This is a genomic window from Hydrogenophaga sp. BPS33, assembly GCF_009859475.1.
Classification (GTDB): domain Bacteria; phylum Pseudomonadota; class Gammaproteobacteria; order Burkholderiales; family Burkholderiaceae_C; genus Hydrogenophaga.
On record NZ_CP044550.1, the window covers coordinates 115,557 to 137,221 of the forward strand.

Sequence of the window (21,665 nt, forward strand, 5' to 3'; positions counted from 1 at the left end):
AAAACGTGTGCGCACACCGTTTTCACGGGCGGCAAAACCATTTCCCATGGTCTCGATCGTGGATGCTGACGCGATCTGAAAGGTCGACTTTCTACTTGATTCAGGCGTTTTCAAACAGCCTCGGCCCGTTGCTGGCCTTCGGGGTAGTAGCTAACATGATCCACTCGGACACGCTTGCGCAACTGACTATTTCCTCAAGACTGAGTGAAGCTGGTCAGCTTTGAAGTATTTGTTGTTGGCCTGGCGCGCCTTCAACGGCAACCGTAACAGGAAGTCGTCTGCGTCAAGTAGCCCCTTGAGGACGCCCTACAAGGACCTTGACGCACAGCCGCGCAACACCGTGTCCATAAGTGCGCGGGGGGCGTTCCTCAGGAGGAAGCTATGGCGTCGGGATGGGGCGAGGAGATATTCGGCACGGTCCTGGGCGGTTTGCCGGCCGTCAACAAACTGGTTCCTCGCCGCTTTCGGCAGCGTGCCATCGCACGCTTAAACGACGTCAACCCTTTTGCGTCAATCGCGGCCAACGAAGACCTGCTGCGCGCACTGCGCCTGGCTTGGATTGAGGCGGCGCTGCAGATCGACTGTTCGGTGGTGCAAACCTGCGCAACGCCCGAATGGGCCTCGCAAAGTCGAGACATTCAGCGCTTCTCGACCGTTTTGATCACTGGTCTGCGTGCGCTGCGTGCTGAGGCCTTCGACCGCGATGTTCACCCGGGACATGCTCCCATGGACCGGCACCTGCGGGAACTCGTCGTCGACTTGCCCGCGACGATGACGGGGAACCGTGCGGCCGCTGGTGAAGCTATGACAGAGTCATTTCGCGAGAATGTAGCGGCGGTATCCGGTTGGCCGATACACGAGGTGCCGAGCCTGCACGAGCAGATCGCCCGCCAGGGCCTTCCTGTGCCAGGGGCCAGCAGTCGGCGCACCTTCGGCGACTTGGTGTATGCCGTTTTTGCCGAGACGATTAAGAGTCCAGATCGCTATCCAGAGGCGAGCCAAGCCTTTGTGATCGCCATCGGGGGCTTCGGGGTAGAGCTTGGACAGCAGTGCCTTGAGCTGCTGCGTGGCCAAGATGCGCGGCTCGACCGCTTGCTCGATTCGCTAGGCGGCACCTCAATCGAAGGTGGGCTCGCTGCTTGGCTTGGGCGCGTCGATGCTGAGTGGACTGCGCGCTGGCAAGTCCTGAGTGATCAGGTCTCGGTTGTTGACGCGAAGATCGATCTCCAGACAGGCATGCTCGACCGGATGCAAGAGCAACTGGCCCAACTGGTGGCTGCCATTGAAGCCAAAGGGCAGATTGGTAGCGGGCCAGGCCAACTCGCTCACAACACTGTGCTTTCCCTGGCCAAGCGCTTGCGCCCAGATGACCTGATCGAGTTTGATCGCGCGGTGCAAGAGCTAGATGCCGCGGTGAGCGTCGCTCTGGAGCTTATCGCGAAAGGGCACTCGTCGTACTACCAGGATCTGTTCGTTGACGAAGTGCTCGTCCGTGTTCGCCAGTCGATCGAGGAAGGTCAGCTCGAGCAAGGTGCACAGTCGATCGACCAGGCTCTTGCGGAACTGGACCGGCGCGAGGCGGGCGAGCGTGAAGCTGCGCGGCGCCGACGTGTGCAGTTGCTCGAGGCATCCGTGAGCCAGGCGATGCTACTGCGCCAGCCGCAGCGCGTGGCCGATGCGGTGGAGAGGCTGGTTGGAATCCATCATCCGGTGTGCGCCGCGGCGAGTGAGCTCTTCAAAAATAGGCTCAGAGCGTACTGCGCAGAAGGCGAGGAGCGCGGCCTGCGCTTGCCCCTGGAGGTGGCGGAAGCGTTGGCACGCAGGCGCCTAGCGGTGGCCGGGAGTCGCGAGGAGCGCGGTGAGGCGTTGGTCTGGCTTGGCACTGCGTTGGCGGTCTTAGGAAAGCGAGAGCCCGGCACTGAACGGCTGCTGCAGGCGGCGCAAGCGTTTCGGGCCGCGTCGCAGGAGTGCATGCGCGAGCGTGTGCCGCTGGAGTGGGCGACGACGCAGAACAACCTTGCCAACGTGCTGAGTGACCTTGGTCGGCGCGAAAGCGGTACCGAGCGACTCGAGGAGGCGGTGCAGGCGTATTTGGCCGCATTGCAGGAGTGCACTCGCGAGCGAGCGCCACGGGACTGGGCGATGACGCAAAATAACCTGGGTACCGCGCTCAAGACCCTCGGTGAGCGCGATGTCGGCACCGAACGGCTGCAGCAGGCGGTGCAAGCGTACCAGGCAGCGCTACAGGAACGCACTCGCGAGTGCGTGCCGCTGGAGTGGGCGATGACGCAGCACAACCTCGGTACCGCGCTAAAGACGCTTGGTGAGCGCGATGGCGGCACCGAACGGCTGCAACAGGCGGTGCAGGCGTATCAGGCTGCGCTGCAGGAGCGCACCCGCGAGCGCGTACCGATGCACTGGGCGATGACGCAGATGAGCCTGGGCAATGCGCTCAAGTCCCTTGGTGAGCGCGAAGGCGGTATCGTACGGCTGCAGCAGGCAGTACAGGCGTATCTGGCCGCGCTACAGGAGTACACGCGCGAGCGCGTACCGCTGGAGTGGGCGATGACGCAGAACAATCTGGGCAGTGTGCTCACAACCCTCGGCGAGCGCGAAAATGGAACCGAGCGCCTTGAGCAGGCGGTGCAAGCGTGCGAGGCGGCGCTGCGGGAGCGCACGCGGGAGCGCGCTCCGCTCGCGTGGGCGATGACGCAGAACAACTTGGGCAATGCGCTCAAGTCCCTTGGTGAGCGCGAAGGTGGCATCGAACGGCTCCAGCAGGCGGTGCAGACGTACCTGGCCGCGCTACAGGAATACACGCGTGAGCGCGCACCGATGCACTGGGCAATGACGCAGAACAATCTGGGCGATGCCCTCACCACCCTTGGCGAGCGCGAAAACGACCCCGAGCGGCTGCACCAGGCGGTGCGGGCGTACGAGGCCGCGTTGACGGTCATCACGCGTGAGACCGCGCCGTATCACCTCGAGATCGTTCAGCGTAGCCTCGCAAAATGCCGGCGCCTGATCAACAAACGATGAGGTGGCGAAGCTTGTCAAACTGGAGGTAGCTGCCGCAAGCCGCCAACGATCGATCAGTGGCGGTTTCTGGAAGGGGCGTGTGGAATTTGCGTGCTCGCACAAGCGGCGCCGTAGCCACTGGCGTGGATTGGCGGCAGCGTTGCTGGGATTGCCTTCTGAAAGTGCTTCAAATCGCATGAACCAGCCAGCCCCGGTGGCTTGCGAATTTCGATTTTTTGATAGTCCACGATTTACCTTATGTAAAGTAGCTTAATTCGGCCCCACGGAGGCGCGTTGCGCTTTCAGCATCCGGCGTGAGGCGATGACAAGTCTCATGAAAGGACGTTGCACGCCCTCTCCCCGAAAAGCTCTGGCGGAGTCTTTAGACCTGCAGCGCAGGGTTCAACAGATCCACTCCTGCACCCTTGCACTTGATCCAAGGACCGCCAGGGTGTTCACGACCGTCCCAGGCCAGCAGTGCCGCAAGCGCGTCGCGCGCATGCTCGTAACAGTACCGCCTTTCGTAGCCCTCAAAGCTCAACCCGACCACCAGGCCCACGGTGAAGTTGAAGCGGCGCAGCCCGCAGACGGTGTCATCGATCACTCGAATCTCGACGTAGCCCTGATTGGCCAAGAACTCGATCAACGTCGGCGCGAGCCCCCGAGCAGGACTTTGGCGGCGGGCCCTGGTGTTCACATCAGATGTCACGCTGGACGCTCGCCTCACCACAGCGTTCTCGCAGCACCTCGATCATGTGCAGCTGGGAGGGCCAGCGCCCAAAACCCAGGCCACTCAGCGATGTGCACAACCGGTTCAACGCGCGTTCGCGCATTCCCAGGTCGTAAATCCAGCCCTGTTGGGTGCGACGATCAGAGGGGCTCGCATCACCCCTCGCGACACCTAGCGCAGCCTCGCGTCCTTGCGCATGGCAGGAAGCGTTCAAACCGTCGCCCTGCCCTTGCGCCCTGCGCCCGCAGGCTTGTGATCAGAGGCCCCATCCACACCCAGATGCTCGATCACCACCGGGGGGCGGTTCGGGAACTGAGCCACCAGTTCGAGCTTGCCGCCCATGCTTTCGACGTAGTGGCGCAGTGTCGACAGCAGCATGTCGCTGCGCTTTTCCAGGCGGGAAATGGTGTCCTGACGCACACCCAGCGTGGCAGCGAGTTGCTCCTGCGTTTGCTGCGCCGCTTGTCGCAGGTCTTTGAGGGTCGCCAATTCCATGGCGCGTGCCTCCACCCGCTGCTGACGGGCTTTGGGCAGCGCGGCCATAACGTCATCGAGTTTTCTTGCCATGAAGGTTCTCCTTGCTCTGCTGGGCCAGACTGCCCACGTGTTCGTCGTAGCGCTCGTCGGCGATCTGGATCAGGCGTTTGTAAAACCTGCGTTGATCCGCGCCGCCTTTGTCACCGCCAACCAGCAAGATGGCTTGTCGCTGAGGATCAAAGGCAAACGCTATTCGCCAGACTTGACCATTCCACGAAAAGCGCAGCTCCTTCATGTTGGAGTGCCGCGAGCCCTTCAGCGCATCTACGGTGGGACGCCCTAGGTTCGGACCAAATTTAGCCAGCAACCGGGCGTGCGCCAACAGTTCGTCCTGCAAGTCCACTTTCAGATCGCCGAATTCAGCGTCAAACGCGTCATGAAAGAGAACGGTCCAAGTCACATTGACAATTATGGATTTAAGACCATATGGAGTCAATGCCATAATTTGACAGAGATGTCCACACCACCTCTTCCGGCGCTGTATCGATCTGATAGCCGCAGCACTGTTCAAACTCGCGGTACATCCGAAGTCTGCATAGGTACTCGCCAACCACCCTATCTTCCCAAACCTGGCCATCGAGCCCCGGCAGCACACCGGTCGCGCCGCCCCACAGCTGGCGTTCCTGGAATTCGCCCATGAACGTCGCCAAGTACCGCCCCTCACGTTGAAGAACACGCGCGCAATGCCGTCGGCATTCTCGCTGCGCACTTCCCCCAACCCCGGCTCAATCTTACGCACCAGCGGCATGCTCAAAGGCCACAACTTCAGGGCCAAGTGCGGCGGGCGCTCTTCAAACGGGTGCGCAAGACAGCGTGGTTCTTCCCTAAGCGCACGCGTGGAAAACTCAACACTGCGCGCGAAACTGTTGGTCTCGAACCTTCTTGCGCTCCCCGCGAATCCAGTCTTGCATCTGCGGACTCTGCGGCTGTCGAGCAAGCGCATCAAGATGCGCAACGCGCGCCAAGAATCCATCACACGCTTGTCTGCGATTGGGGCCCGCACCCTGCTGGATGACAACGGCGTTGTTCTCCACCGTTCGAGGCCGCTGATTCAGTTTCTGTCGCCCCAGCTCCACCTGTTGATCGAAAGGCATACCATCCGGCACCGTGACGATGCGATCCACCAAGCCTTGGTGCTTGTTGCAGTGAGCGCTCGCCCAAAATGAGCCGCCACTGTAGGCTCGGCAATGGTAGAGCTCTGCAGCATTAACGGACGAAACCAGGACAGTAGACACAATGAAAAACACAGTCTGAATCATGGTCTGCACCCTACCTCAGATTCGGAGGGACACCTCTGGCCAATGGATCACTCTGTGAAAACTGGCACGAAGCCCAGGGTCCCTGCGCAGGTCGAGGTGTGCTTTCCGCACCCCGCGCCAAGAAAGAGTCACCGTGACGCCCGAGAGGAGGTCATTTCGCAATAGGCCGCGCAAAGACTATCAGGGCATGCCCCAATGAACCTTTCACAGGCAGCACCGTGGCGAGGGTAATGGGCGCAAGGAGTAGTGTTACGTCACCTTCACAGAAGGTAAATCGTAGGATACTGAAAGCTCGTTTCGGAAGCCACCCGTCCGCGAAGAACACCGAGTACGGGCTGTTTTTCCTTCTACCTCGGCTTTGCATCGGAACCAGCCACTCACGCTCGTGGCGCTCGGGGCGCCAACTTGCTTGGCCGCCTTTGAGCACCATGCCAGGCTAAAAATCGCCCCAGAGAAGACATGTTTTGGGCATGATCTTCGGATCTACTGGATTCGCTTAGGCGCCGCGCACTTCTGTTCACGCCAAACGGCGCAGCTAGCTTAGATAGGGTTGCTGAAACGCCCGCGTTGATCGTCAAAGGTCAAGTGCTGCCAGAAGCCCGTGTCGACCGTCTCCCGGCACGCCAGTGAACACCTCTATGAACGCGAGGTCCTCGATCTCGGCCGGCGGGTCAGCGTTCTCGAGCACGATGACCTGCAGCTTACCCTCGAGGCTGGCGAGATGTCTGTAGAACTTCTCGGCCAAGCTTGATGACTTCAACGCCTTCTCATCCTCCGACAGCTCGCCATGTCGCGATCTGAGCGGCTCGCGATAAGTCAGCAGCGGGGTATCGAGCACGATGAAGCCGGGGTGCGGCAAGCCCTTGTCAATGCAGTGAATCGCTATGGCGACATTGAAGGCCGCGTGCAGCACGGCGCGCACACCTTTGCCGTTGGCGCCCCTTGCCTTACCCGCTACGGTGATATCGTTGATCTTGGTATCGAACTGCACCTTGTCCGCGTCAGGGAATCCCCATGCGATAAGTACCGCCTTGATTGTCTCGCCAAATCCGAAGACAGTAGAGGAATCAGGACCCACGGGGAGCGAGCCGCGTTCGCTCTTGGTGGACGTAGCTTCGATGGCTGCGCGACGACTGATCAACGTTTCATGTCGCAGGTGGAGTTCGATTACCTTCCCCAGCTCGGCGCGCTGCGCGTTAAAGACCTCGAAGTTCACGCGTAGCGCTATCTCTGTCGGGCGCAGGCCGAACGCGTTCCGATCGAACTCCTCGATGTCATCATCCAGCGACGAGATGGACGCCGCCAGGCCCAACGCTTCCGACCTAAGCGAGTCGATCACATGGGACAGCTCGCGCTGCTCGCGTTCAATCTTGCGCGCCTCGGCAGCGGCGGCGGTATGCGCCATGTAGATCTCTTTGGCTGCGTGCTGGTGCTTCTGAGCGCCATGTGGCGCACCGCACACCGGGCAATCGCGTTCTGCCATGGCCGCGAGCAGGCTGCCGCCTTCCTCGATGGAATGCAGCCGGTCAAGGTCTGAACTGTAGACCGCCTGCAGCTTGGTAAAGCGTTCCAGGGTGACGTCGAGCTCGGCAGCGCGCATGGACAAGGACTGACGATGGTCCAACGCCTCACGCCGCTCGGCCGCGCATTGGTCCAATGCGGTCTGAACAGCCTGCAACTCGGCCGTCGTGGTGGCGCCGGTGGCTTGCAGTGCGGAAAGTTGCCGTTCAGCCTCGGCGCGGTCTCGCGACTCAACTCCCAGCTGCTTGTCGAGCTGGGCCAGCATGTCGTCGATCAGCTCCAGCTTGCCGGCCTTTGCGGCGACCCGCTCGGTCTCGGTCGGGATCTTCACAACGGCCGCGTCATCCTGACCAGTGAGCAGCAGCTTGAACAGATTCTGCTCGAGCGTGCGATCAGGGTGGTTGCCCGACAGCAGGACAGGGCTGCGCTTGGACATGATGTCCTCTTCCCCGACCACGGCATACTTCGCAAGGATCCGGATCGACAGCTGCTCCTTTTCACCGCTTCCGGCGTTGCGCACAATCCACCGGTCATGCAGGCCCAAGGCATCCAGAATGCGGTAGGAGGCGGTATCGGCTGCCTTCTCCTTGTGCCTCCACTTCAGCACTTCGCCCTTGCCCGTCGGGTGGGAGCTGATGAGGCCGGGGAATAGCTTGAGGTTTCCGCCCGCAGTCGGGCGATAGAGCGTGAAGTCACCGTCTTCACCCAGGGTCACGCCCAGCCAAACCGCATCGTACGGCTTGATTTCATCGTTCGTCGGCAGCTCTTTCACAGCACCGAGCATGAACAGCACAGCCTCGGATGCGAACGACTTGCCCGTGTTCGAAGCTCCATAGACGATGTTCAGACCGTCGACGAAATTGAGCTTGGCAGGCTCGATGTTGGGCCCGGTGAAGGCCAGATGGCGCAGCCGAATGCCCTTCATGACCGCGGCCCCGTGAACGCCTCATCAGCACGGAAGTCAGCGGTCCACCGGCCGATACGCTGTTCCATCTGTGCGCGCATGTCCGCAGCCGACAGATCGGCAAAACGCTCGGCTATCCACAGGGCCCGATCCTTGAGAGCGACGGTATACGGGGCCTGTAGCAGGTCGAGGTAAATCGGCGAATTGTCGCTTGCACCAAAGGTGATGCCGTCTTCAGTCTCGAAGACTTCTACGAGGTGCAACTGCATCATCATGCGAAGGCTTTTCTCCACCAGTGGACGTCGGACCACCAGTTCGGCGGTGCGGTTTGGCAAGTCCGGGTGCAGGCTGCCCGGTGCCTCGGCATCGTCCAAGTCTCCGGTGTGCACCACCAGATGATCCAGCCAAGTCATCTCCAACAGGTCAAATCGCCGCGGGTGGAAGGCTTCCAGCAGGACCAGGGCGCGAATACCCGTCTCCAGCGCGCTGTTGAAGGGATGCGCACTAGGTGCAGTTGTTTCTACCGATCCCATGGCATCTTCCCCTCGTTTGCAAGCAAGTGGCATGTGCCCTGCTTCACGTGTGGCCCCGCGTGCCGGCCCAACACGCCCGATGTCTGCAGCAGCGCAGCCTGCTGCATAACCTTGGTCAGGCGGGCGAACTTGCTGGGGTGATCGTCCTGGTGCACATCGACAACGCCGTTGTGGACTTCATGACGGAACGTCCTAACGAATTCTTCCGGCGTCGAATCTCGATAAAAGCGGTTGAACGCCGTGGCATCGAAAAAGCGCATCCGCTGGATCTTCAGGTGCTCTCCGTGCGTCGGGCACGCCAGCGCCGCCTCTGGATCGGGGTAGGTCCCCGGCCCCCGCTCCTCATAGACGTGCAGCAGTTGACTCAGGTATGCCGACTCATCGGCCTGGATCGCAGCGGGCACAACGCCCCTCGGGCTCTGGCCCGGATCAGCATCGAACCACTTGACCAAAGCTGGCATGCATGCCGGGTCATTGGCCAACAGCCTGGCGTCAAGCCAGTGGACCTGCGCAAAGTCGAACGCTTGGATCTTGGCCTCGATCTCCGGCGACAGCTTCACCGTCACGTTCTCCACCAGGTCACCAGCGATGCATGTGTCCCAGCGATCCAGGAACGCCTGCTTGAGCTTGTCGGGGTGCGCCACGAATTCGCGTACCCTGCGCACCACGCCCAGCGGCGCCACGAAGGTATACGCCCTTGGCAGCGAGTAGGCTCCCGCGGCCGAGTGCATGAATATCTTGCCCAGTTCAACGAACAGCGCCTTTTCCGACAGCTTCGTGCTGAGCTGCTTGCACTGGTAGTTGTCCCACAGCCCGTCCATCCTGCGGTCGGTGACGTAGCCGGTGACATCGCGCCCCCGGTCGCCTGTGCCACTCCAACGGTCGTGCGAGTGGTAGTCCTTGTAACGCTGCGCCAGCCAGTCGTCGACAAACTCCTCGAGCTGCGCCGCGGTCAGCACGGAGATCAAGCCGGAATAGTTCTTGGGCAAAGGGGCTCCTCCCAGGTCCGATCTTCGAACGAGCGCCGGCACCTGAACGGCCAATGATAGTAGCGTCAGGCTTACCTATGGCCGGGCGTTTCAGTGAACGAGATTCTGATTGGAAGGTTCAACGGCTTTGAGCGCCAGACTCTATTGCTTGAGGGCGACGGTGGCCTGCGGGAGGAAGTTTCGGTTATTTCCCCGCCAAGCAAGCAGCAAGCGCTGAACCGAACCAAGCGCTGCCTCGATTCATTGTTTGGACGGCGACGATGTTCTGCATGGATGCCCAGTCCGCTCCCCTTCGGGCGTTGCGCTAGGATCGACGTCCTCGACTCACCGCATTGAACATGGACCTGCAGCAGGACGAAGACTTCACGGAATTCCTGCGAGCCAAGGCTCGCGAAGGCATGGATTCGGTCAAGTATCCGGCAACGAAATTCCACCGGATGCTCGATCGCGACGGGGGATTCGAGACCGTCAAACGGCTTTTGGCTGCACCTCGGGTATCCGAGGGATATAGCCAGCTCGTAATGCGAGGCCGGCCCGACCTTACCGTTGAAGCGCTTGTCACGCAGACCCATTGGCGTGCTTTCTTCGACCCTCAGCTGCTTGAAGTAGCAGAAACCCGTCTTCGTCGAACCGGCTTCCCGTTCAAGCCATACAGTGTTCCTGGAGGAATTCACACGCCACCCACACCGCCCATCGATGCGATTCCTGAGCGCCCACTTCCGCTCTCTTCGCGCGACGCAGTCGCAGCCGCCGAATGGCTCAAGAATGCATACGGTGCCGTTTTGACCTGGGAGTCTCGCCAGGAAGGCCGTCAGCAAGGCGACACGCCCGTGCGCATCTACACCCTGCCCAATCGCACGCAAGCAGCCATTCGGATGAACAAGGGTTTGCCGGCGGTCTATGTCCGAGCGACGTCGCCGACCGGGGACAGCATTGCAGACAAGATCGAAGCGATCACGCCAATCGGTGAGACCTTTCCGAGTGGCAAAGGCGAGGCTCCTTCGTCAATCGTTCATCACGCGCCCTACCTCCGACCCGCGCCAAACAACATCCTGCTGCGTGTCAATCCCTTACCAGGAAAATACCGTGCAATCTTTGAACTCGCTCTGGGTCATCCGCAGCACGTGACCGCCGCGCCCGCACCTAGCGCAGGGTCGGCAACGTCCGAGCGGCGAACGATCGACGAGGAGGCGCTACGGCGTCAGCAGGAGCGCAACAGCGAAACCGGGAGGAATGGTGAATTGGCAGCGCTGGCATGGGAGAGAGCCCGGTTGGCCGCCCTTATGCCTCCTTGCCCGGACCCCGAGACCTACGCAGTGCGAATCTCTTCGGATGACGTTGGGGCCGGCTACGACATCGAATCCAAGTGGCCAGGCCACGAGCGGTTTATTGAGGTTAAGGCCACAACCAGCGGAGCGAAGCACTTCTTCATGACGGAGAACGAACGGCAAACCCTCGCAAGTCTCGGTGAACGCGCGTGGCTTTACCGGGTGGAGCTTGCCGAAACCGGCGCCTCGGTCTTGGAGTTCTGCGACCCAGCGCGGCACTTTGAAACGAGCATGGCGCCTGCTGCGTGGCGAGTGGAGTTGCCTGACGCACCCGATGTCACGTCGACGAGACGCCCATAGCCCTCCGAGACAAATACTGTGGCGGGCGCGATCGAATCCATCAATCCCGTCGCGAATGCGGCCAAAGTGTCGCCACCCACGGGAGACAAACCGCCCCCGGACGTTGTCGCCGCCGAATGCCAATCGTTGTCGCCGACCCGCGAGACCCTATCACTGGACTTTCTCGTGAAACATCGAATCTTGAACAGCCACACCCATGTCCGTGCGCGAGTCCCTTCGCGCGGGATGCTGCTGGACCTAATTGAGTTATGAACTTTCTCACTCAGCGTTGAACTCGCGGAGCTAGCGAATGGACATCTACTGCGACGAATCGGGGAACACAGGCGTCGATCTCTTGAACAGCGACCAGCCGCTGTTTGCGCTCTCGTCGACGTCCCTGGCCGAGTCCACCTGCCGGGAGTTGGTTTGCCCGCTCCTCGTACAAAGGCAGCGGGAAGCGAAGTACACGCGCCTCAAAGGTACCGCTCGAGGCCAACGGGCTCTGTTGGACCTTTTCGGGTCGAATCACTTCAGCCCGGAAAGCACCAAGTTAATGTTGGTGGACAAGAGGTTCTACGCCATCACGCATTTTGGTCGACAAACTCATCGAACCGCCGCTACACGAGGCCGGGCACGATCTCTATGCCGGCGACGCCCACGTCGGACTGGTCAACGTGTGGTACTTTGCTGGTCCCACTATCTTCCCGGGCTACTGGGACCGGGTTCTAAGTGCCTTCGTGTTGGCCATGCGGCAGCGCAATGCTGCAGCTTACGCCGAGTTCGACAAGGTACTTCTGGCTGCTGCCAAGCGAACTCCTCCACGCGAGCGAGATCTGGCCACGGGCCTGCTGCTTGCTCATGGCCGTCTCGGTGAATTCCTCGGCGTGTTCGATGGCATGGTTGTCTTCGACCCGGCGGTCGACACGTTCATCGCACTCATGCATAAGTGGATGGAACAACACGACGGAATGCTGCGCGTTACCCACGACCGCTCCAAGCCGTTGAAGAAGAGCGAGTCGTTCTTGCGCACGATGATGACCCCATTGCCACCGCGCATGATCGGGTACGGCCAGCGTCAAGTTGAACTGCCGTTGCGTGTATCGACGCTCGAGTTCGGAGACGCTGCACTTAGCCGGCGGCTCCAGCTCGCCGACCTAGTGGCCGGCGCCGCTATTGATTGCTGGAAAGCGGGGGCAGGCGGGAAGCCTGTGTCGGACTACCACGCTCAGTTGCGCGAGTCGCGTCTGCTGAGCCTATTGGTCGACGGAATGCTGCCGAACCCAGACAACATCGGTCGACGAAACGAGCCAGGACCTGGTCAGGTGAATCTCGTCGACGGCTCTGCGGCGTTCGTTGCTGATGTCGAGGTGTTTCGGTCATCACTCAGGCCGTCGTAGGGGCACACCGGTGATTAGCGACAGGGGAATTCGCGGATCGAAAATCAAAGCTTAGAGAGAAGCCGGTGCAACACCCAGTGAAAACGCGAACGGTAGTCCCTTGCTTTCACTACGCGTTGAATTCTGCGAGTCTTGATGCAATTCAGCATGGGCACACCGGCCGATGCTGAGGGAAGGCTACCGCTGCGCATCCGCCTTTCGGGCCAGCGAGGCGGTGAACAGCAACGTGCCAGTTCCAGGCATAGGGTTGCTTGGACTGGATGCCTAACACCTGCAGTTCATAGATTGGCTCACGCTGAAGCGCCAAGGCGTGGGCGATCCTGTCGGATCTGCAGCAGGTCGTTCACGGCCAGGGCGAGCTCGACCCGTTCTCAGCCGCCGAAGAGTCTGTCAATGCCCTGGCCGTGCCACTGGCCGGCTTCGGAGCGTCTGCTTCGTCGGCTTCATCGAACACCAGGCGCAACGCATACGGCACCGAACGAGGCCGGGTTGCGCCCGCGAACATCACCAGCAGCCGCTGTACTTCGTGGCGGAAGAAGCCCGCCGGCGGCACATGTAGCTCCAACCGCGCTGTGAGCAGGTTGTTGTCGTCGATAGCGGGATCCTTGCGCTCAGCCTTGCCGCGGACCTGGCGCAGCTGCGTGGCCAGGGCTTGCGGTGTGGCGCCTTTTCCCGGAGACGCGACCGAATCGGCTAGGCGTCGCAGCAGCGCATTGATGGGCGGCAGCTCTCCCTTGGTCAACCGCTCAGCCACGCGGACCGGATTCAGGTCCACCGGGAAGGTGATCGCGGCCAGGGCCTGTCGAACAGGCGCCCAGACGTGCTGTGACGCCGCGCCCGCAGGCTGTGCATCCATCAGCAGCTGTTCCCAGTGAGCGTCGGTATCGACGTGGATCACCGATCCGGTCAAAGTGGCCAGGTAGAGCGCGGACTCCAGGTTCAGGCCCTTGTAGATCTGGTGCTGCGCACCGTCTTCTCCCACGGGCAGCGGCTGCAGAAGTTGGTATGGGTCGGCCTCGGCCTGGCGCCGGAAGTACGCGACCATCTGATCCAACATCGCGTCTCCAGCGTCAGGGGCGTGCTTGGCAATGTGGCGGCGCAGGGAGTCCTCCGGCAGCATCCGGATCATGCGGCGGCCCTCATCCTCGGCGAGCTTGAGCCGTTCGTGCAGGCCGCCCTTGGGCGGCTTCCACCCGGCGGTTCGGCGGGTCAACACTTGCCTAACGTGCTGACCGAGAGGGGCGCATACCTCGCCGGGATCGGGCACGAAATGAACGAGGCCGGCACGGATGTATGGCTCCAGCTTGAACAGAAGCAGGACGTTCTTGAGCGTCTGCATTTTGTGGCCGGCGGGCGAGTCGATGGGGCTGAACTCGGGCTTCAAATTCCGCGCCACAAAGAACGGGTTCACGAGCACGATCTCGTCGATATACGGCAGCCAGCCCACCACCGCCGCCTCGACCGTGCGCGGATCGGCCAGACCGAGGAAGACCGAGCGCAGCTTCTTGGGCTGGGGACGCGGCAGCAGCGCGGCCAGGTCGGTGTCGTCAGGCCAGAGCGCCGAGAAGGCGCCGTTGATGCGCTGCACCTGCTCGTCGCTCAGGGTGCGGCGCACGTCATCCCAGGTCGCGCCCTCATGCAGGCCAAGGATGCCCATGATGACCCTGCAGAACCTCAGGTTGCGCTCACGCAGGCCGTAGACATCCCATGGCGGGCGTTCGGTGCTGGACAGCCGCTGGCAGCAGTCCTTGAAGGTGTACGCGCTGCCGCAGCCGCAGAAGGCGTTGGCGGCGACGTTTTTGCGTGGCGACTCGCGGGTCAGGAACTCGTGGGCTTTGGATGTGCGGCCGTGCTCGTCCCAGTACCCAGAGCTGCCGTCCTTATAGCCGACGTAGATCTCGCCGCCGAACTGCCAGAGGTCGGACTTCGGGAGCAGTACCTGGGCAATCTGGGCCCAGGTTCCGCGGTAGTGCCGCTCCGGGTAGAGCCACTCCTTGTTGGCGGCCGCAATGCAGCGCTTGGCACGCGCCTTGAGCAGGTAGTTGATCGCGATCACTTCGTCGCGGGTCAGGCGACGGTCGCGGAAGAAGGCGTCCGTGCGTACCATGCCCATGCCTTGGTGCCGGGCGTTCGTGCGAATGCGCGTCAGATCTTTCCGGTCGGGCAACTTGGCGTATTCGAGGTGCGTGAGGATCAGGCAGGTGTTGGCGTCGAGCACGAACACTGTCTGCGTGCCCAGTGACGCTACCATCGGGTCTAACGGATACGCGCAGTCCGGCGCGGTGGGTTCGATCTGCGGGTTGTAAACCGTCACCGGATGGTCCGTCACGATGAACTTCACGTCCGAGTCAGCCGCCGAGACGACCTCCCGCACGCCCTCGGCCCACATCGTGCAGTGCATGGTCCGCAGGGCCTGCATTTCCACCATCAGGTCGATCTGGTCCAGATTGCCGTAACACGAGCGGATCCAGTCCAGCCCCTTGGGCGTGCGTAGCTTCTGCGCAGCCATGTGCTCGAAGAAGTCCTCGAACGAGTCGTGGACGTCGGCGTGATCGCCCTTCGCGAAGGCGAGCACCGCCTTGGCACCCTGGTCGTCGATGGCGCCAAACAGGTGCTTCTCGATGTCGTCGTTAACGATCGAGCCGAAGTGCGTGGTGTAGAGGTCGTACTCCACGAAGCAATTCACAGGGCCCCATTCGTGGAGCGCCTTGCGCGGAACCTGCCGGCCATCAAGCAGCGTCTTGCGGTCAGGATCGAGGTTGAGGTGGAAAAGACGAGACTGGCCCGGGGCGAGGAAGCCGCGTTGGTACCACTGCGGGACGTAGTGGTTGTTCCGAGTCTGCTGGTCGGTCATCCGCTCACTTGGGTCGTTCGGAACCCTGATTATCCCTTGGGCGCCTCCGACCACTGTGGGCGCCTCATGCGCTGGCGACGAGGTCGTTCATGCTCTTGAAGTGAGCCGCGTCAGTGTGTTCGATCAGGGCAAAAAGATCCCTGAGCACCGACGGCGTCTCGACTAGCATCGACGGGTTGTGCTCCGGATCCGCGACCTGGTCCAGGTGCGAGAAGGCGTGCAAGAACCGCAGGATGCGCGTCTTGGCGGCGTTGTCGTGGTCGATGGTGTCGAGCTGCTTGTAGAGGTCGCCGGTCTGGTGAGGCACCCGGAAAGCGAGGAACGCCTCAAGCAGGCGCCGGGCCATGTTCGGCAGTGCGTAGTACGCCTCCAGCGTCGGTGCGTCTTCCTTCTTGGACTCTTCCTGGAGGCGCTTGAACAGGTAGTGGTACTCCGACTCGTAGCCCCTCAGCAGCGGATCCAGCTCGGAGAGCCTCGCGCCGCGCATGCCGCCCTTGACCTCCGTGGACAGCATGTAGAACCGCGCGGGGTGGAGCGCGGCATCCTTCTTGTTCTGCTGCGGCAGCTTGTCGAACCAGAGCCGGACCTGACGGAAAAACGTGAAGTTGTGAGTCAGCACGAACAGCTGGCCCGCCGCCGCTGTTCGGGCCTTCATGTAGCCGAACGCGCTGAAAAGAGAGTTCGCGTCGAGACTGGAAACCGGGTCATCGATGACGACGATTCCGCTCTCCAGATCGAAGTCGGTGGCCTTTAGTGACTTCAAGAAGTACAGGAATGCGATGGACGTGCGCTCGCCGTCGCTCAAGTGCAGGGCGGGCTGGTCGCCGCGCATGATCTTGTAGCCGTTCTGCTCGACATCGAACCGCAGCTCGTCGCGTCCGAGGTACGAGGCCAGTTCCTTGTTCAGCTCCTCGGCGGGGCGCCGGTGCTGGCGCACCTGTTGCTCAAGCGCGGCTATCTGCCTTTTGAGTTCCTTGGCGGTGTCCGTCGCTGTCTTCTGATCGGCAGTCGCGGTGTCCACCGCGGCGGCTTTCACCTTCCAGTCGGGCAGGGCGCGGAGCAACTCATCGCGGGCCAGCGCCTTTCTCGCGTTGGCGACGGTGGTTTCGAAGCTCGAGGTCTGCCGGTTGTGCTCGGTGATCAGCTCGCTGAGCCTCACGAACGCGGTCTGCCCGAGCGCAGCGCCGACGACCGCCATGCCGGTGTACAGGCCGTGGAAGAGCGTTTCCCACCCGCTGGCCGGCGCGTCATCGGGCCTGTGGCCGCTGATGAACGGCATCAGCTCCATGCTCTTGAACGGCTCATCCCGTTTGGCGTGCAGGGCTCGCAGCAAGACATCCAGCGCCGACCACATCATGCTCGCCTGGCTGTTGAGGGACTTGAGCGCCTCCTCGTAGGCGGTGCGCAAGTTGCCGTACAGCGCCTCCTTGGGCGGAATCTCCAGCGTCTTCTGAAACGCCTGGGCCTTTTGGACCTCGGCGATCAACCGGCTTAGGTCCGACTGGAACCGCTTGAACTCGTCGTTGAAGTGGTCTTCCAACTGCTGGACGCGCTCGGGCTTCAATGGGCCGCCGCAGAACTCGCAGGCGTCGGTCGCGTTGTCCCCGATGTGCATGGCGAGGCCCGAGTCCACCCACGTGGCAAGTGCAGGGTTGGCCGCCAGCCGATCTACCACTTTGGACACGACGGAGCGCCCGAGGGCCGCTCGTGTCTTGTTGGTCAGGTCGACAACGTCGGGAAAACCTATCGATGGCGCATCGACGGGATCCATGATCGCACTGTTCCTCGCGGCGAGGTACTTCTTGCGGTCCGCCTCCGACAGTTTGGTTGGCGCGGGGGTGGTCTGAGCGAGGTTAGCAATGTCCGCCTTGAAGTTGGCAGCGTTGTAGTTGTTGTACGGGCCACCGCCGGCGACTGTCAGCAGGTTCTTGATGCCCTTGGCTTCTTCGGAGCAGAACGACTCGTAAGCCGTGCTGGCGGTGGCCTCGTCCCCACGATGCTTGACCGCTTTCTCCAGCGCCGCGTTCAGGTGGATCGTGAGCTCTTCGATCTGCTTTTGCTTCTCGACGCTGTCCTCCCCGAGGAAGAACACGGGCGGGAGTTGCTGGCCGCCCGACTCGAAGACGCTGCGGTCGACGGTATCCCGGTTGAAGACACGCAAGGCGGGTAGTGGCGTGGTGCCGAAGTCAGCACCGTTGACGACCGCCTGGTCGACGAGCACCTGAACCTGGCCATCGGAGAGCGGCTGCTTGCGCTGGAGGTGCCGGAAAATGGTGGACAGGGAAGTCTTGCCCGCGCCGTTCCATCCGTAGATGACGTTGTAGCGGCTGAAGTCGTGAAGGCCCGTCGCGGGCCAGCTGAAGTCCCGAAAGATGCGATAGCCGTGGGCCTTCACAAGGCGTGCAATCCTCATCCAATCTCCCTGGTTCTCTGTTTCGTGCCGGGGCGCGCCTCGCGCTGGAAACGCTCGCCTACATCGAAGCCGTTCCATGACAGCTGTCCTGTCGCCCGCTCGCTTGCGCGCACGGGGCACCGATTATCCCTCGGCAGGAGGGCAAGCGGACGCGCCCTTGAACGCGGATCACTCTCTGGGTGTCTGGCTTCGTCCACACTGGAGGCGCCATGCCTACAGCTGTCAAACTCACCCTGACGCTGCGCCGCATCGTGCAGGTCAAGAATCCCCGCGAATACTTCGACTCGGACGAGATGGCCGACCTGGAGGCGGGGCTGCGACCAGCGGGCCGGGTTATCCAGCCTGCCTCCGTGCGGTCGATCCCGGGCCGACCCGTACGAGATCGTCACCGGAGAGCGCTGCAAACGGCCAGCTAAGGCGCGGCCTGCAACGGGATAAATTCGGCGGGATCGGCGCGCGAGCGGTCCAGGCCGACGCGGATGACGCCCTGGAGTGTCAACGTACCTGGAGCAGGACTTCGCAACTGCGTTTCAGGTACCGACAGAACCCGAGTGCTTCAATATGCTGCGAGCATGCCATCAGCCGAGACCATCTATGACATTGCGCTCCCCCACCTCCCCCAAGAACGCCTGTGAAGAGCTCCTTATGGAGGAGAAGCGGTACAACGCCGAGCGCCACATCCTGCCCAGCGAAAGCGCGGTAGCGGATCGGCTTCTCGCAAGAGGCCTTGAAATGACTCCGGTCTATGAGGAGCTGCATAGCAAGCTGCATCAGCATCCGCACGCCCTCAAGACATTTCTGGGACTGGTTCTGACTGCAGCGGCACTTTGGAATCCCGAGAAGATCACGGAGGCGCGCAATGCGCGGAGCGAACTTACCAAGGTGAACCACCAGATTGCCAGGCAAGCGGCCGAATTGGCTGAACTGCTTCAGCAGCGCTCGGATCTCGGCAACACGTCCGGCTTCCGGACGGATACGCATTACCACGTCTGCGGTGTGATCCAGGCGTCCTCCCAGCAGAACTACGGATTCAAACACTATGTGCAGGAGCATCTCGAAAATCTGCAAGGACAGTTCGATCTCAAGTACTGGCCGACATTGAGCGACTTCGCCCGTGAACTGGCTCGCGATGCCGCGACGGCGGTTGCACAGGTCTCCGATCCTTTGACGGCGGCAGCAACGGCCGCCTCGCGGGCTTCTCTGGCAGATTTCTTCAAGGCCCTCTTCGCAAGCATCGAAGAGAACAGCGCACAGAATTTCGGCCACCTACCCCATGGGCTGCAGATCAGCGACAGCACGTTCGCCATCCTGGTGAACTGCGCGCTGGATCTGGACGCGGATAGCATGGTGGACGGCCCCTACGTGAAGCGTCTGCGTCAACGCGAGCGCGAAGGTTCCAAGTAGTGCTTCAGCAAGGAAAGGGCGGCAATGGCACACGACGCGAGCATCTGGCGGGTGGACACCGAAACCGCACCGGCGCGTCCCACGCCCCACGCCGACACCGTTCCGCTGACATGGGCGCGCGACTCGCGCACCTGCGAACCGCGCTACATCCACGACGCTGAGGTCATCGACGGAAGCGCTGAATGCCAATGCCCGGCCTGCGACCTGTCGCTGACGCCGGTGTTGGCAGGGCAACCCCTGCGGAGAAACCCCACAGCGCACTTCCGCCATCCCAAGGGCGTTCAGAAAGATGACTGCACCCTCGTTGCCGCGCGGCTGGCCGCGATCCGGCATCTGCAGGAACGGGGCTTCATCGATCTGCCCAGGCGCCGGATGTCGGCCAACGCCATCGGCTTCAGTGGCCAGGGGTATGAAGGCTGGGCGGAGAAACCCGGAGAGCGCGTCTCCATCACCCGCGCGGTGCTCCACGACTATGCGACTGCGCTGTTGACGCTGGATGATGGCCGCGAATTCCTGGTCGACCTAACGGGGCAGCGCGATGCCGGCAGCGATGGTCAACGGCGGGCCATCGTCACGCTGTTCCTCTCCGATCCCGCCATTGCGATGATGTCGCCGGACGAGATCCGAGGACGCCTGCGCCTACTTCCCGATATCCGCTGGTGCGCGCACTGGGACGACCAGGCTTTGCGAGCGGCTGCGAGCGCGCAGGCCCAGCAGGCCGCGCGCGAGGCCATGGATGCCTGGGAAGCTGCAGACGAGACACAATTCCATCAGCACCTGCCCCCGGACCTGGAGCCATCTGTTGCCCAGCAATGGCGCCGCGAGACGCTGTTGCACAGTGAAGTCAAGGCGATCCTGGAACAGGCCTCCCAAATTGCAACGCCCAGCCTAGAGGTCAAAGTGATCCGCTACGCCCCGGACGAGTTCAGCGGCGAATGGGAGGACAACACGCTTCGAGCTGAGTGGTGGACAGCATCCACGACGCTGCCGCTGCAAAAGACTCAGTTGGAACGGCACCAGGGCAGCATCGTCCCCGATGTCATCTGCACCCTGCGCGAGCCCCGGCCATTCATCTTTGGGGGCACGGAAATCTGGCTCGACGAGGGCTTCGAAGAGTTGATAGAGGACACCCACAGCAGCCAGCGCTGGCCCCAGACCTTGCTGATCGAGGTCACCGTGACCCACGGCATCGATCAGGAGAAGCTGCGCCGCATCCAGGCACTCAATATGCCGACGCTGGAAATCGACATCGGCTCGCTCGGTGGCCGGGTGACCCGGGAAGGACTGCGCCACCTCGTGGTGAACGAAACCATCGGCAAGCGCTGGGTGCATCACCCTGCCTTGCAGTGGCGCCACCAGATCCTCGAAACAACACTGGACCAGCATCCAGTCACGCAAAGGTTTCAGGAGCGCCTGGCCGATATGAGGCGCCCCCGTTTGCTCGCGACACCGGCGTCGGAGTGGGCCAGTATCTATCTGGCCGCCGCCACGGAGTTCCTCGACACAAACACCCGCATCAACAAAGCCCGGCGTGCACATCGGGGGCCGGGCCCAGAACCCGAGCCATTGGGGGAAGACAGCGAATCCTGGCTGCGGATCATGGAGGCCGCAGAAGCCCTGGCTGCGCATGGCTGTCCGGGAGGTGCCGACCACGAGATGGTGGGTGGCGCCGGTATCGTTTCGCGGCTGCTGTCGATCCAGCACAATCGGGGCATCGGCTATGCGTTCAGTACAGGTTACCAAGTGCTCAACGCCATCATGCAGAGCACGCCCGGCTACCAGCACTGGCACACGCTGTATCTCATTGCCGTCAAGGCCTACGGTCTGGACGCTCGGCTCTCCCCAAGGCAAGTCGAGCGCTATTCCTCCTGGCGACAAGGCGTCATCGAAAAGGTGAACGCAGGCGATGAGACGCACCTACGGCCCGAGCGCTATGACGCGTTGCTAGATGTACTTTTCCCCGAGATGGCATCACGCCTTGCCAACGGCTATGGCCGAAACCCGCATGCCGAGTAGCTGCTCGAAGGCGGTGCGTCTCCCGGCACAATGGCTTCCAAGATGGACATACGAGAACTACAGGACGAGGAACTGATGGCCCAGGCCCGCGAATGGAGGCAGCGCGCCCTGCGTGGAGAAAAGGATGCGCGCGGCATCGCGCACGAACTCGAACGCGAAGTGCGCCGCCGCCGGGGCACGCCGCAGAAGGACGTGCCCCGGCCATTGCCGACGATGCGCACATTGGCCGAGCTGCCAGAGCGGCAGCATCGAAGCTGGAAGCCTTGGTGATCAACGCCCGTGGGCGCTAGGCTGCATCGGCGACGAGGCGGCGACCAAGCCGGTGACCAAGATCCAGCCGGCCTTTTCTCAACAAGCGTTGCGCACCCCGTCAAGCCATTCAAACAAACGCTTTCTGACGCCCGCACCGATCCGCGATCGAATTCGCTACGACGAGTTTCCTGCGCGTGGTGACGGTTTGGCGGACCTCTTGCGCGGCGACGG

Annotated in this window: 17 protein-coding genes; 7 read left to right on the forward strand and 10 right to left on the reverse strand. The window is 62.0% G+C overall.

Features of this window, described 5'->3' with window-relative positions:
* Positions 1–381: 381 nt before the first annotated feature.
* On the forward strand, positions 382–3,039 hold the full coding sequence (locus tag F9K07_RS29960) for a tetratricopeptide repeat protein (protein WP_212745177.1): 2,658 nt from the start codon (positions 382–384) through the stop codon (positions 3,037–3,039).
* 361 nt (positions 3,040–3,400) lie between these two features.
* On the opposite strand, the gene F9K07_RS29965 is transcribed toward F9K07_RS29960, so the two are convergent.
* The 8 genes from F9K07_RS29965 to F9K07_RS30000 form a co-directional block, all read right to left on the reverse strand.
* On the reverse strand, positions 3,401–3,727 hold the full coding sequence (locus F9K07_RS29965) for a hypothetical protein (protein ID WP_159597265.1): 327 nt from the start codon (positions 3,725–3,727) through the stop codon (positions 3,401–3,403).
* Positions 3,728–3,958: 231 nt separating this feature from the next.
* The gene (locus F9K07_RS29970) at positions 3,959–4,315 is read right to left on the reverse strand and encodes an XRE family transcriptional regulator (protein WP_159597266.1); all 357 of its coding nucleotides are present in this window, start codon (positions 4,313–4,315) and stop codon (positions 3,959–3,961) included.
* On the reverse strand, positions 4,296–4,685 hold the full coding sequence (locus F9K07_RS29975) for a type II toxin-antitoxin system RelE/ParE family toxin (RefSeq protein ID WP_159597267.1): 390 nt from the start codon (positions 4,683–4,685) through the stop codon (positions 4,296–4,298). The genes F9K07_RS29970 and F9K07_RS29975 overlap by 20 nt, the downstream gene beginning before the upstream one ends.
* Positions 4,686–4,701: 16 nt before the next feature.
* On the reverse strand, positions 4,702–4,923 hold the full coding sequence (locus tag F9K07_RS29980; protein ID WP_159597268.1) for a hypothetical protein: 222 nt from the start codon (positions 4,921–4,923) through the stop codon (positions 4,702–4,704).
* Between the two features lie 207 nt (positions 4,924–5,130).
* Positions 5,131–5,409, reverse strand: a complete 279-nt coding sequence (locus F9K07_RS29985) for a hypothetical protein (protein WP_159597269.1) — start codon at positions 5,407–5,409, stop codon at positions 5,131–5,133.
* Between the two features lie 709 nt (positions 5,410–6,118).
* Positions 6,119–7,990: a hypothetical protein gene (locus F9K07_RS29990; protein ID WP_159597270.1), complete on the reverse strand. Its 1,872-nt coding sequence runs from the start codon at positions 7,988–7,990 to the stop codon at positions 6,119–6,121.
* Positions 7,987–8,502: an ABC-three component system middle component 2 gene (locus F9K07_RS29995; protein ID WP_159597271.1), complete on the reverse strand. Its 516-nt coding sequence runs from the start codon at positions 8,500–8,502 to the stop codon at positions 7,987–7,989. The genes F9K07_RS29990 and F9K07_RS29995 overlap by 4 nt, the downstream gene beginning before the upstream one ends.
* Positions 8,490–9,491 carry an ABC-three component system protein gene (locus F9K07_RS30000; protein WP_159597272.1) on the reverse strand — a complete coding sequence of 334 codons (1,002 nt, stop codon included), beginning with the start codon at positions 9,489–9,491 and terminating at the stop codon, positions 8,490–8,492. Before F9K07_RS30000 ends, F9K07_RS29995 begins: the two co-directional genes overlap by 13 nt.
* 338 nt (positions 9,492–9,829) lie before the next feature.
* Between F9K07_RS30000 and F9K07_RS30005 the strand changes: the two genes are divergently transcribed.
* Together F9K07_RS30005 and F9K07_RS30010 are read left to right on the forward strand one after the other, a co-directional pair.
* Positions 9,830–11,119, forward strand: a complete 1,290-nt coding sequence (locus tag F9K07_RS30005) for a DUF3883 domain-containing protein (RefSeq protein WP_159597273.1) — start codon at positions 9,830–9,832, stop codon at positions 11,117–11,119.
* 569 nt (positions 11,120–11,688) lie between these two features.
* Complete coding sequence (locus F9K07_RS30010; protein ID WP_159597274.1) at positions 11,689–12,495, forward strand: hypothetical protein; 807 nt, start codon at positions 11,689–11,691, stop codon at positions 12,493–12,495.
* 343 nt (positions 12,496–12,838) lie between these two features.
* Here F9K07_RS30010 and F9K07_RS30015 read toward each other — a convergent pair whose 3' ends face one another.
* Positions 12,839–15,349 carry a DUF4238 domain-containing protein gene (locus F9K07_RS30015; RefSeq protein WP_159597275.1) on the reverse strand — a complete coding sequence of 837 codons (2,511 nt, stop codon included), beginning with the start codon at positions 15,347–15,349 and terminating at the stop codon, positions 12,839–12,841.
* Between the two features lie 64 nt (positions 15,350–15,413).
* Complete coding sequence (locus F9K07_RS30020; protein WP_159597276.1) at positions 15,414–17,762, reverse strand: AAA family ATPase; 2,349 nt, start codon at positions 17,760–17,762, stop codon at positions 15,414–15,416.
* A gap of 209 nt (positions 17,763–17,971) precedes the next feature.
* Here F9K07_RS30020 and F9K07_RS30025 point away from each other — a divergent pair, with 209 nt between their 5' ends.
* The 4 genes from F9K07_RS30025 to F9K07_RS30040 all read left to right on the forward strand — a co-directional run bounded on the left by F9K07_RS30025 (position 17,972) and on the right by F9K07_RS30040 (position 21,452).
* Positions 17,972–18,178, forward strand: coding sequence for a hypothetical protein (locus F9K07_RS30025; protein ID WP_201451626.1), 207 nt, complete (start codon positions 17,972–17,974; stop codon positions 18,176–18,178).
* Between the two features lie 178 nt (positions 18,179–18,356).
* Positions 18,357–19,166 carry a hypothetical protein gene (locus tag F9K07_RS30030; RefSeq protein ID WP_159597277.1) on the forward strand — a complete coding sequence of 270 codons (810 nt, stop codon included), beginning with the start codon at positions 18,357–18,359 and terminating at the stop codon, positions 19,164–19,166.
* 24 nt (positions 19,167–19,190) lie between these two features.
* Positions 19,191–21,182, forward strand: a complete 1,992-nt coding sequence (locus F9K07_RS30035) for a hypothetical protein (RefSeq protein ID WP_159597278.1) — start codon at positions 19,191–19,193, stop codon at positions 21,180–21,182.
* Positions 21,183–21,224: 42 nt separating this feature from the next.
* The gene (locus F9K07_RS30040) at positions 21,225–21,452 is read left to right on the forward strand and encodes a hypothetical protein (protein ID WP_159597279.1); all 228 of its coding nucleotides are present in this window, start codon (positions 21,225–21,227) and stop codon (positions 21,450–21,452) included.
* Positions 21,453–21,665 lie beyond the last annotated feature (213 nt).